At 45.5% G+C, this 13,099-nt stretch carries 5 protein-coding genes, 2 tRNA genes and 3 rRNA genes; 8 read left to right on the top strand and 2 right to left on the bottom strand.

Annotation, left to right across the window (positions count from 1 at the left end; genetic code table 11):
• Positions 1 to 241: 241 nt before the first annotated feature.
• Both infC and thrS read right to left on the bottom strand, forming a co-directional pair.
• Entirely contained in the window at positions 242 to 745 is a 504-nt protein-coding gene (infC, locus tag MN210_RS11690; RefSeq protein WP_011961350.1) for a translation initiation factor IF-3, read from the bottom strand.
• A 23-nt stretch (positions 746 to 768) separates the two neighbouring features.
• On the bottom strand, positions 769 to 2,703 hold the full coding sequence (gene thrS / locus MN210_RS11685) for a threonine--tRNA ligase (RefSeq protein WP_338412251.1): 1,935 nt from the start codon (positions 2,701 to 2,703) through the stop codon (positions 769 to 771).
• Between the two features lie 965 nt (positions 2,704 to 3,668).
• Here thrS and MN210_RS11680 point away from each other — a divergent pair.
• The 8 genes from MN210_RS11680 to pcnB all read left to right on the top strand — a co-directional run bounded on the left by MN210_RS11680 (position 3,669) and on the right by pcnB (position 13,082).
• Positions 3,669 to 5,203: ribosomal RNA gene (locus MN210_RS11680) — 16S ribosomal RNA — on the top strand.
• A 61-nt stretch (positions 5,204 to 5,264) separates the two neighbouring features.
• Positions 5,265 to 5,341 (top strand) — tRNA-Ile (locus tag MN210_RS11675).
• Between the two features lie 131 nt (positions 5,342 to 5,472).
• A tRNA-Ala gene (locus MN210_RS11670) sits at positions 5,473 to 5,548 on the top strand.
• 320 nt (positions 5,549 to 5,868) lie between these two features.
• Positions 5,869 to 8,722: ribosomal RNA gene (locus MN210_RS11665) — 23S ribosomal RNA — on the top strand.
• Between the two features lie 162 nt (positions 8,723 to 8,884).
• A 5S ribosomal RNA gene (rrf, locus tag MN210_RS11660) occupies positions 8,885 to 8,998 on the top strand.
• The 16S, 23S and 5S rRNA genes sit together here with 2 tRNA genes alongside, the layout of an rRNA operon.
• A 147-nt stretch (positions 8,999 to 9,145) precedes the next feature.
• Positions 9,146 to 10,141 carry a 5'-nucleotidase gene (locus MN210_RS11655; RefSeq protein ID WP_338412850.1) on the top strand — a complete coding sequence of 332 codons (996 nt, stop codon included), beginning with the start codon at positions 9,146 to 9,148 and terminating at the stop codon, positions 10,139 to 10,141.
• A gap of 53 nt (positions 10,142 to 10,194) precedes the next feature.
• Positions 10,195 to 10,791: a rhomboid family intramembrane serine protease gene (locus MN210_RS11650; RefSeq protein WP_338412250.1), complete on the top strand. Its 597-nt coding sequence runs from the start codon at positions 10,195 to 10,197 to the stop codon at positions 10,789 to 10,791.
• Positions 10,792 to 10,937: 146 nt separating this feature from the next.
• Positions 10,938 to 13,082, top strand: a complete 2,145-nt coding sequence (gene pcnB, locus MN210_RS11645; RefSeq protein ID WP_338412249.1) for a polynucleotide adenylyltransferase PcnB — start codon at positions 10,938 to 10,940, stop codon at positions 13,080 to 13,082.
• Positions 13,083 to 13,099: the final 17 nt, after the last annotated feature.

The following is a 13,099-nucleotide window of genomic DNA, read 5'->3' as shown; positions in this document are numbered from 1 at the left end:
TTTAAGCTTATAAAATAAATACTACAAGAAAGAGAAAACCTATGATATTGATTATAAGTAAACAATGTTAATGGTTAAGTGAACTTCATTAAAAGACAGCCTTATGGGATAGGCTAAAAATAGATTGGCACATAAAAAAACCACCAATCTGCTGCTGCAAATTGGCGGTATCGTTCATAACTGTAATATTAATTGCTTTAAATGTGACAAACCGATGGGCTTATCACGCTTTATTAGCGAATTATTTTTTACGTGTTGGGCCAAGTAGCATACCCATCTGACGGCCTTCCATTTTTGGATGTTGCTCGACATTTGAGATCTCAGCGGTATCTGCAATGATACGCTCAAGTTGTTGGCGGCCAAGCTCAGTGTGAGCCATTTCGCGACCGCGGAAACGGATGGTTACTTTTACCTTGTCCTGATCTTCTAGGAAGCTGATGATTTTACGCAGTTTTACCTGGTAATCGGCTTCGTCAGTACTTGGGCGAAGTTTCATCTCTTTAAGCTGAGTTTGCTTTTGGTTTTTCTTAGCTTCTTTCGCCTTTTGCTTTTGGTCATACAAGTAGCGCTTGTAGTCCATAATCTTACAAACAGGCGGCTTAGCATCCGGTACCAATTCAACCAAATCTAGATTGTCATCACGAGCCGCTTTACGGGCAGTTTCAATATCGACAACGCCCATCTGTTCGCCATCTTCTTTCACTAAGCGAACTTCTTTTTGCTGAATCTCTTCGTTGATGTTCAAACGGTTTGACTGTTTAATAGGTATTACTCCTCATCAGTTTTTGTTGTTAGTCGACCCTTTTGGGCGACAGCTTTCTGTACTAATTCGATAAAGTCGGCCACAGACATGACGCCAAGGTTTTCGCCTTCACGAGTACGTACGTTAACCTGTCCTGACTCAACTTCCTTATCCCCTAATACTAGCATATAGGGAATACGTTCTAGTGTTCTTTCTCGTATCTTAAATCCAATTTTTTCATTACGCAAGTCAGTAATGGCGCGCAGACCGGCATTTTGTAGCTCGCTGGCCACATTTTGACAGGCATCAGCCTGCTTGTCAGTGATGTTCATGACCACCACTTGTTGCGGCGCAAGCCATACAGGCATCCAGCCGGCATAATGCTCAATTAGCATGCCCAAGAAGCGCTCAAACGATCCTAGAATCGCACGATGCAGCATAATGGGCGTTTCACGCTCATTGTTCTCATTGACAAACTCAGCCTCTAAGCGCTCAGGCATATTGGGGTCTACCTGAATGGTACCGCACTGCCACACACGGCCTAAGCTGTCTTTTAGGCTAAATTCAATTTTTGGACCATAAAATGCGCCTTCACCAGGCAGATACTCCCACTCAAGACCTGAGCTGTCTAACGCATCAGCCAAGGCTTTTTCGGCGATGTCCCAAGATTCGTCAGTACCCACACGTTTTTCTGGGCGAGTAGAGAGTTTCATCTCAATTTGGTCGAAGCCAAAGTCTTTATAGACATCCAAGGTTAGCTTAATAAAGTTGGCTACTTCTTCTTGAATTTGGGCTTGGGTACAGAAGATATGAGCATCATCTTGAGTAAAGCCGCGTACCCGCATCAAGCCATGTAGAGAGCCTGAGGGCTCATTACGGTGGCAAGAGCCAAATTCTGCCAAACGAATTGGCAATTCACGATAAGACTTTAGGCCTTGGTTAAATACTTGCACGTGGCAAGGGCAGTTCATCGGTTTTACTGCATAATCACGGCTTTCACTCGAGGTAGTGAACATATTGGTCGCATAGTTACCCCAGTGTCCTGATTTTTCCCACAAGCTTCTGTCAACAATCTGTGGTGTCTTGATCTCTTGATAACCATTGTCTTTTTGTACTTTACGCATGTATTGCTCAAGCACTTGATAAATGGTCCAGCCATTTGGATGCCAGAACACCATACCTGGCGACTGCTCTTGCATATGGAATAAATTCAGCGCTTTACCAATTTTACGGTGGTCACGCTTTTCAGCTTCTTCAATACGCTGGATATAAGCTTGTAAATCTTTTTTATCTGCCCAGGCGGTACCATAGATACGCTGGAGCTGCTCATTTTTGGCATCACCGCGCCAATAAGCACCGCTCATTTTCATCAGTTTAAATACTTTTAAGAAGCGGGTGTTTGGTACGTGTGGGCCGCGGCACATATCTACATATTCTTGATGATGATACAGACCCAGCTCTTTTTCCTCTGGCATATCTGCGATTAGCTTGAGCTTATAATCTTCACCGCGCTCTTCAAAGATTTTAATCGCTTCTTCACGTGGGGTCATTTTCTTAATGACATCATAATTTTGCTTGATCAGCTCCGCCATACGCTTTTCAATAGCGGCCATATCCTCTGGGGTAAAGGGCTTTTCACTAAAAATGTCGTAATAAAAGCCATCTTCAATAACAGGGCCAATAACCATTTTTACGTTAGGATACAACTGCTTAACCGCATGACCTAGTAAGTGTGCGGTAGAGTGACGAATAATATCGACGCCATCTTTGTCTTTTGCGGTCACAATTTCAACACTTGCGTCTTGGGTAATCGGATCACTTGCATCCACAAGCTTACCATCCACACGTCCAGCGATTGTTGCTTTAGCAAGGCCTGGGCCAATACTTTGAGCCACGTCCATCACTGTTGTCGCACCGTCAAACTCTTTTACATTGCCATCAGGTAAAGTAATTGCAACCATAATATTAAATCCAATAATCTATAACGCAAATAAGAAGGACACCATCACTATAATTGTGATGATTATAATAAACACAACCATTAAAACAGAAAAACTGACCGTAAGGCCAGTTAATAATTCGTCATTGCTTCTATTATAAAGGATTTTAACGCAGTTTTTATAGCTAATCCTTTAACGTTTTAAAGATAGTGAAAAACCTGATTGGCTTAAGCTTTGTGATTAAATTTAAACCTACTATATAGGTAACTCTACTAAAGCTGAGCTGCGCGTAATCAAAAGTGTGTTTAAATAGTGATATAAACAACAGTTTTTTTGAGTTTTGGCTTGAACTAAATGTAAAAGGGTATATACTACGCAGCTCTGTTAAGAGCAAAAACAAGTTTTGAAAAAACTGATTAGAAATAAGCAGTTGAAAGCTAACTGGATTATTTTGATTTACTGGATTATTTTGATTTAAAGTATACAGCGCCAAGCTGAATGACAAAAAATCAAATAAAGCGAAAAAACCCCTTGACTAAGAAAATAAAGCGTCTATAATACGCACCTCATCGGGACAACGGGATTGATAATCGATAAGATTTAGAGATTGTTACCTGATGAAACGAATTAAAACAAAAGCTTGACACATACCGAATTGATGGTATACTGGATGGCTCGCTAAGTAGGAAAGCAAATTGCTTAAACTTCTCTTAGTGTGATTAACTTAATACGGACGACGTAATAAGTCAACTATTTAAAAGCTTAAATCAAAGAACAACTTGTGTGGATTTTTGCTGATTTAGGATGCTAAAAATTAAAGTTGGGACGTCATCTTTTCGGTGATGTGACTAACTATAAAAATTATCATTCTTTATTAGTAGAAAAACTCGAAGTTAATTCATTATATGAAACATACGGAAAAGCAATTTGCTAGTATTGAATGAGCCAAGTTTAGAAGCTTCTTTAAAGAGCTTCATAGCAAGATTAAACTGAAGAGTTTGATCATGGCTCAGATTGAACGCTGGCGGCAGGCTTAACACATGCAAGTCGAGCGGTAACAGGAGAAGCTTGCTTCTTGCTGACGAGCGGCGGACGGGTGAGTAATACTTAGGAATCTGCCCAGTAGTGGGGGATAGCTCGGGGAAACTCGAATTAATACCGCATACACCCTACGGGGAAAAGGGGGCGCTTGCGCTCTCGCTATTGGATGAGCCTAAGTCGGATTAGCTAGTTGGTGGGGTAAAGGCCTACCAAGGCGACGATCTGTAGCTGGTCTGAGAGGATGATCAGCCACACCGGGACTGAGACACGGCCCGGACTCCTACGGGAGGCAGCAGTGGGGAATATTGGACAATGGGGGCAACCCTGATCCAGCCATGCCGCGTGTGTGAAGAAGGCCTTTTGGTTGTAAAGCACTTTAAGCAGTGAAGAAGACTCTATGGTTAATACCCATAGACGATGACATTAGCTGCAGAATAAGCACCGGCTAACTCTGTGCCAGCAGCCGCGGTAATACAGAGGGTGCAAGCGTTAATCGGAATTACTGGGCGTAAAGCGAGCGTAGGTGGCTTAATAAGTCAGATGTGAAATCCCCGGGCTTAACCTGGGAACTGCATCTGATACTGTTAGGCTAGAGTAGGTGAGAGGGAGGTAGAATTTCAGGTGTAGCGGTGAAATGCGTAGAGATCTGAAGGAATACCGATGGCGAAGGCAGCCTCCTGGCATCATACTGACACTGAGGTTCGAAAGCGTGGGTAGCAAACAGGATTAGATACCCTGGTAGTCCACGCCGTAAACGATGTCTACTAGTCGTTGGGGAACTTGATTCCTTAGTGACGCAGCTAACGCAATAAGTAGACCGCCTGGGGAGTACGGCCGCAAGGTTAAAACTCAAATGAATTGACGGGGGCCCGCACAAGCGGTGGAGCATGTGGTTTAATTCGATGCAACGCGAAGAACCTTACCTGGTCTTGACATATCTAGAATCCTGCAGAGATGCGGGAGTGCCTTCGGGAATTAGAATACAGGTGCTGCATGGCTGTCGTCAGCTCGTGTCGTGAGATGTTGGGTTAAGTCCCGCAACGAGCGCAACCCTTTTCCTTAGTTACCAGCGGTTTGGCCGGGGACTCTAAGGATACTGCCAGTGACAAACTGGAGGAAGGCGGGGACGACGTCAAGTCATCATGGCCCTTACGACCAGGGCTACACACGTGCTACAATGGTAGGTACAGAGGGCTGCTACACAGCGATGTGATGCGAATCTCAAAAAGCCTATCGTAGTCCAGATTGGAGTCTGCAACTCGACTCCATGAAGTCGGAATCGCTAGTAATCGCGGATCAGAATGCCGCGGTGAATACGTTCCCGGGCCTTGTACACACCGCCCGTCACACCATGGGAGTTGATTGCACCAGAAGTGGGTAGCCTAACTTTTAGAGGGCGCTCACCACGGTGTGGTCGATGACTGGGGTGAAGTCGTAACAAGGTAGCCGTAGGGGAACCTGCGGCTGGATCACCTCCTTATTGACGCATCCGGTCAGCAAGAATTCACAACAAGTTGTTCTTTGATTTAGCAAGCTCTTAAGGGTCTGTAGCTCAGCTGGTTAGAGCACCGTGTTGATAACGCGGGGGTCATAAGTTCAAGTCTTATCAGACCCACCACTTATCTCTGAGTACAGTGAAGCCTAAGAGGTTTCAAGCTCTACTAGGAAATTGGGCTTTTAGAATTTTCCCTTTAAGGAAAATTCTCTTGCGCTCGGGTCAAAGCAGTGCTTTGACTGTATCCTCGCTCAGGGGCCATAGCTCAGTTGGTAGAGCGCCTGCCTTGCACGCAGGAGGTCAGGAGTTCGACTCTCCTTGGCTCCACCATATTGGATACAGATTTAAGAGTGAAAAGATATAAGCCAGAATTAAGCAATTGATAAAACGATTACTTACTTCTGTTTTATACAGAAACTATATGACGACTGGATGACAGCGTTATTACTATTTAAAAACATAGATATGAGTTGTAATACGGTTAGACGATGAATCATTCACTGAGCCATTGTCTAACCAGTAACCAACCTTTTAATGACATCAGTTGTTATCCCAAGGGGTTGGTTACAAAGTAAAGAGAACTGAATCAAGCGTAAATTATCAAGGTGATATCGTTATAATTACAGACTAAAGACCCTTTGGGGTTGTATGGTCAAGTAATTAAGCGCACATGGTGGATGCCTTGGCAGTCAGAGGCGATGAAAGACGTGACAGCCTGCGATAAGCTTCGGGGAGGCGGCAATATCCTGTGATCCGGAGATTTCTGAATGGGGAAACCCACTTAGCGTAAGCTAGGTATCCTAATTTATTAGGAAGCGAACGAGGGGAAGTGAAACATCTCAGTACCCTTAGGAAAAGACATCAATAGAGATTCCCCTAGTAGCGGCGAGCGAACGGGGAGGAGCCGACGGATTTATATGTAGAAGAACAGTGTGGGAAAGCTGGCCATAGTGGGTGATAGCCCCGTATTCGAAACATATAATGAAGCATATTAAGTAGTGCGGGACACGAGAAATCCTGTATGAAGATGGGGGGACCATCCTCCAAGGCTAAATACTCCTGACTGACCGATAGTGAACCAGTACCGTGAGGGAAAGGCGAAAAGAACCCCTGTGAGGGGAGTGAAATAGAACCTGAAACCGTGTGCGTACAAGCAGTGGGAGCACCCTTGAGGTGTGACCGCGTACCTTTTGTATAATGGGTCAGCGACTTATATTCTGTAGCAAGGTTAACCGTTAGGGGAGCCGTAGGGAAACCGAGTCTTAATAGGGCGCCATAGTTGCAGGGTATAGACCCGAAACCGAGTGATCTATCCATGAGCAGGTTGAAAGTGCCGTAACAGGCACCGGAGGACCGAACCCACTGTCGTTGAAAAGCCAGGGGATGACTTGTGGATAGGGGTGAAAGGCTAATCAAACTCGGTGATAGCTGGTTCTCCCCGAAAGCTATTTAGGTAGCGCCTCGGACGAATACCATTGGGGGTAGAGCACTGTTTCGGCTAGGGGGTCATACCGACTTACCAAACCGATGCAAACTCCGAATACCGATGAGTAATATCCGGGAGACACACGGCGGGTGCTAACGTCCGTCGTGGAGAGGGAAACAACCCAGACCGCCAGCTAAGGCCCCAAATTCCTAGTTAAGTGGGAAACGAAGTGGGAAGGCATAGACAGCTAGGAGGTTGGCTTAGAAGCAGCCATCCTTTAAAGAAAGCGTAATAGCTCACTAGTCGAGTCGGCCCGCGCGGAAGATGTAACGGGGCTCAAACTAGGAGCCGAAGCTGCGGATTTGAAAATTGTTTCAAGTGGTAGGGGAGCGTTGTGTAAGCCTGTGAAGGTGTATCGTAAGGTATGCTGGAGGTATCACAAGAGCGAATGCTGACGTGAGTAACGATAATGCGAGTGAAAAGCTCGCACGCCGGAAGATCAAGGGTTCCAGTCCAACGTTAATCGGGGCTGGGTGAGTCGACCCCTAAGGCGAGGCCGAAAGGCGTAGTCGATGGGAAATCGGTTAATATTCCGATACTTGTTTATGATGTGATGGAGGGACGGAGAAGGTTATGCCAGCCTGGCGATGGTTGTCCAGGTGGAAGGATGTAGGTAGACGGCTTAGGCAAATCCGGGCTGTTAATACTGAGATCTGATAGCAAGCTGTACTTGTACAGCGAAGTGGCAAATACCATGCTTCCAGGAAAAGCTTCTAAACTATAGTCATAAACGAATCGTACCCTAAACCGACACAGGTGATCAGGTAGAGAATACCAAGGCGCTTGAGAGAACTCTGCTGAAGGAACTAGGCAAAATGGTACCGTAACTTCGGGAGAAGGTACGCTGTCGATGGTGAAACCCTTGCGGTGTAAGCTATTGACAGTCGCAGATACCAGGCTGCTGCAACTGTTTATTAAAAACACAGCACTCTGCAAACACGAAAGTGGACGTATAGGGTGTGATGCCTGCCCGGTGCTGGAAGGTTAATTGATGGGCTTAGCGTATGCGAAGGTCTTGATCGAAGCCCCAGTAAACGGCGGCCGTAACTATAACGGTCCTAAGGTAGCGAAATTCCTTGTCGGGTAAGTTCCGACCTGCACGAATGGCATAATGATGGCAGCGCTGTCTCCAGCAGAGACTCAGTGAAATCGAAATCGCAGTGAAGATGCTGTGTACCCGCGGCTAGACGGAAAGACCCCGTGAACCTTTACTACAGCTTTACATTGAACTTTGACCTGACTTGTGCAGGATAGGTGGGAGGCTTTGAAGCAGATACGCCAGTATCTGTGGAGCCATCCTTGAAATACCACCCTGGTCATGTTGGGGTTCTAACTCAGGTATAACAATACCGAGGACAATGTATGGTGGGTAGTTTGACTGGGGCGGTCTCCTCCTAAAGAGTAACGGAGGAGTACGAAGGTGCGCTCAGAACGGTCGGAAATCGTTCATAGAGTATAAAGGCAAAAGCGCGCTTAACTGCGAGACCCACAAGTCGAGCAGGTACGAAAGTAGGTCTTAGTGATCCGGTGGTTCTGTATGGAAGGGCCATCGCTCAACGGATAAAAGGTACTCTGGGGATAACAGGCTGATACCGCCCAAGAGTTCATATCGACGGCGGTGTTTGGCACCTCGATGTCGGCTCATCTCATCCTAGGGCTGAAGCAGGTCCTAAGGGTATGGCTGTTCGCCATTTAAAGAGGTACGCGAGCTGGGTTTAGAACGTCGTGAGACAGTTCGGTCCCTATCTACCGTGGGCGTTGGAAATTTGAGAGGATCTGCTCCTAGTACGAGAGGACCAGAGTGGACGAACCGCTGGTGTTCGGGTTGTCATGCCAATGGCATTGCCCGGTAGCTACGTTCGGATTGGATAACCGCTGAAAGCATCTAAGCGGGAAGCCAACCTCAAGATTAGATTTCCCTTAAGAGCCGTTCAAGACTAGGACGTTGATAGGCAGGGTGTGGAAGCGCAGTGATGCGTGTAGCTAACCTGTACTAATTGCTCGTTTGGCTTGACCATACAACACCCAAGTGGTTTTGTATAAGCTATAATTATTTCGATATCATCCTGATAATCATTTATAAATAATCACTTATTAACAGTGACTTGATTCAGGTTCTTGATATAATAGTCAAACAAAGTTAAGCTCACCCTTAACCAACTCATATCTATACCCCCTTTGCTGACGACAATAGCACGATGGAACCACCTGATCCCTTCTCGAACTCAGAAGTGAAACATCGTCGCGCCAATGGTAGTGTGGTTCGCCCATGTGAGAGTAGGTCATCGTCAGCTCCCTATACCTTAAAGCCCCCATTCATCCGAATGGGGGCTTTTTCCTTTGCAGAGGGGTTTTATTAGCGGTGCAACATACCAATAAAGGGGTTGTTTAGAAATTAGTGGTAGAATACAGTAATCTTTATAAGCTCTATGAGTACTCAGATGGCCATTGATTTATCTAATACCCTTATTGTTGCAATCTCTGCAACCGCACTTTTTGACTTAAATGAATCCGAAACCTATCGTGAGCAGTTGATTAAAAAAGATCCTCTAACTGCTGCCCAAAGTTTTAGGGAGTATATGTATGAGCGTGAAAATGAGCCATTAGAGACTGGCGCTGGCTTTCCGTTGATTGAAGCCATTCTTAATTTGAATAAATGTGCTCAAAATACCAGTGACAGCAGTTATCAGAATAATGCTCCTTTAGTTGAAGTGGTGATTATTTCAAAAAGCTGTCCTGAGACAGGTATTAGAGTGCTGAATGCTATACGGCAGCGAGGTCTGTGCATTACGCGTTCCGCCTTTATTTCAGGTGCGAAAGTGGCGGATTATATTGCAGATTTTAAGGTGGATTTGTTTTTGACCACAAATCGTGAGGATGCTCAAAGAGTGGCTGACGCTCAAATCTGCGCTTGTGCTATTTTAGACGCTACTCCTGTTAATACTTTTAAATTAGACACAGATCAATTACGCATTGCCTTTGATGGTGATGCGGTGCTATTTGATGATTCAGGTGAGTTGCTATATAAGCAAAAAGGACTTAAAGCCTTTCATGATAGAGAGGCTAAGATGGCGGACTTACCCATCGAAAAAGGGCCCTATGCAGATTTACTGATTAAGTTGTCGGTGTTGCAAAGAAGATTGCCAAATTTAGAGGCGCAGCAGCCCATTCAGATTGCACTAGTGACCGCACGGAATTCGCCCGCTGATTTGCGCGCTATCAAAACTTTGCGGCAATGGGGCGTTACGGTTGATATGGCTTTCTTTTTAGGGGGGCTTGAGAAGACGGCTGTTCTTAAGAGTTTTGCCCCACATATTTTCTTTGATGACTCTATTCAGCATATTGAAGCCGCTAGAAATTATGTGCCTTCAGGTCTTGTACCATACCATTCCACCTCGAAGCTACACTCACACACTTGGCAACTGACCGAAAAATAGCCGTTAACAGAGGCGCTTTTACGCCATCTATGACTTTTGATACGGCATGACTTATGAATTGGCAAAGAATCTTTAGATTAGTCGGGCAGCGCATTCAGCAAGTGTTTGGCTTGTATGCCTTCATGTTGATCCCTATTTGGGGCATGTTTTTTATCAATAGGTTGGTGCTGTTTGATTACTGGAATGCTTTTGGTATCGTACCACGCACTTTAAGCCTTGGTAGCTTGATAGGGATTACCGCCTCTTGGACCATGCATGATGGCTTCGCGCATCTGATGGGCAATACGTTGGTGTTGGTGCAGATTTTATTTTTGTTTGGTATCTTTGAGCGCAATGCTTATCGCACTATGGTTAAGCTCATTATTGGCTCAGGCTTGATGACTTGGGGGCTCGGCTCTCCTTTTTCGATTCATATTGGTGCTTCAGGTCTGATTTTTGCTATGTTGGGCTATATGGTTGGTGGTGCATTTTTTGCTAGGCGTTGGGGCTATCTATTGGCCTGTGTGCTGATGAGTGCCAGTTATTGGCTGATTCTTAGAGAGGGGCTAATGCCGCAAGCCGGTATTTCTTTTGCTGCTCATTTTGGTGGTCTGTGTATTGGGCTGCTATTAGGCGCAAATTCTAAGCATTATTATGGTCAGGCTTACTAACTGACTGATTAATGTAGCTTAGGTTGAGTATGTTGGGCAGCAGCCTTGAAAATTTGTTACACTAACGCTTATATATGCCTAGTGTTACTGCTTATAATTGATAGCAGTTAATACAGCGCTTTTGTTGGTTTGTAGGGAGTAGATGCATGGCAGAACGTTCAGCCAAGCAGTTAGGGTTAAGTAAGGCGGATTTACCCAATTCGATTATTGAAGTGATTGCCACTTTAAACAAGGGTGGTTTTGATGCCTATATTGTCGGTGGCGGGGTTCGCGATACACTTTTGGGCTTAAGTCCAAAGGATTTTGATGCCGTAACTGATGCCAGACCGCATGAAGTAAAAAACTTATTTGGCAAACGTTGCCGTATTATCGGTCGCCGCTTTCAATTGGCGCATGTGTATTCTGGCCGTGATATGATTGAAGTGGCTACTTTTCGTGCGCCACCAACGGGAGATGCGCATGCCACCAGTGATGGCATGATTGTGCGTGATAACGTCTGGGGCGATATTGAGCAAGATTTTGCGCGCCGTGATTTTTCTATCAATGCCATGTACTATCAGCCTTTAAAAGGCGTGGTACATGATTTTTGTAATGCCTTAGACGACATCAAAAATAAGACCCTAAGATTATTAGGTCATGCGCCTTTGCGTATTGAAGAAGACCCCGTTCGTCTGCTACGTGCTTTACGTTTTAAAGCAAAGTTGGGTTTTGAGTTTGATGAAGAGCTGTCCAATCAGTTTCATGATGATAATTGGGCGCTGTTAGATCAAGTGTCTCCGCACCGTCTGTATGATGAATCACAAAAAATGTTTACCGGCGGCTATTTGGTCCCTTTATTGCCCTTATTATTTGAATATGGTGCCATTCGTCATTTGATTATTTATCCACCACAAGCGCCCACGCGACTGGTTAATCAAGTGGCCATTAATACCGATAAGCGTATTGCTCTGGGCAAAAGTATTAATCCAGCGTTCTTCTATGCCGCTTTGTTGTGGGAGAATTATTTGCATCAATTGGCTAAGTTTAAAAAGAAAAACATGCCTTTTCATGATGCACAATTGCAAGCAGCAAGTAAGGTCATTGACCGTCAACGGGTAAAAACAGCCATTCCTCGTTTTGCTGAGCAATTTATTCGTGATATCTGGGTTATGCAGCCCAAGCTTGCCAATCCTAGAGTAAAGCAGATCCCACAGTTGGCCGAGCACCCTCGTTTTCGCGCTGCGTTCGACTTTTTATTATTGCGTGAGCAGTGTGATGATGAGCTCAATCCTTTATCTGAGTCGACCAATGGCATGGGTGAGTGGTGGCAGACTTACCAGACCCTATCTGAAAAACAAAAGCAGCAAGCCATTGATAACTTTGCAGGTGATGCGCGCCGTGGCAGCGGTAAGTCAGGTCGCAATCGTAGCCGTAATAGAAATCGCATCGAGGAGCAAAACCCAATAGACGCACAAGCCAATACTGAGGCCACCAATAGCTATAAGCCAAAAGTGCCCAAACACAAGGCAGCGCTTGATTCTAAGCCAAAAGACGCTGCTCAAGATGATCGCTATGTAGAAGAAAGAGCCCAGCTTGAGAAGCTGTCATTAGGTAACTTAGTGAGTGAGCAGTCGCCCAAGCACAATCAGCCAAGCCCACTATTTACTATTAATGCTGAAAAAATGGCCAAACAAGTGCCGCAGCAGCCAGGTATTGAGGCGCAGGCAGAGTTACAGGCTACCAGCGTACAAAATGAGGTAGAAAGTAAAGCAGCAGGGCGCACCGAGACTGCCTCTAAACCTGCTAAAGCTAAGAATTCTCAAAAGCAGGAGCCTCAAAAGCAGGAAGCTAAGCTAGATCAGGCTACCGCTCAAGTTCAGTCACAGGCCGTGCTATTGCCTAAGTCTGAACCAGTACCTGCCAAGCGCCGTCGTCGTCTACCCAGTCAAGAGATGAGCCAGTCTGAACAAGCGCAGGCTAAGCTCGCTACCGCTCAGCCGTCATCCACTAAAGCCGACGTAACACCAGCTGCTAACAACGCCGCTTCTGCCGACGCTAAGTCTGCCAAAGCAAAAAAGCCTGCCAATAACAGTAAAGCTGCTAAGACATTAGTTGAGGTACCCGCTAATAGCGAAACGAGAGTTGATAGCGAAACCAGAAAGGCTAAGCCGGAAGTAGCAAAAAAACGGTCAAAGGCGGCAGCAACCCTTGATGTGAATAGTCTAATTGCAAAAAGTGAGCGGGTTCCTGCCACACGTCGTCGTCGTCAACCAAGCTCGATGCTTAGTGTGAGCGAAACAAGCCAGTCGTAACTTTTGTTAAGCATTTG

The sequence above is a fragment of the Psychrobacter raelei genome (genome assembly GCF_022631235.3).
GTDB classification, from domain to species: Bacteria; Pseudomonadota; Gammaproteobacteria; order Pseudomonadales; family Moraxellaceae; genus Psychrobacter; species Psychrobacter raelei.
This window is presented reverse-complemented; position numbering and strand designations above follow the sequence as displayed.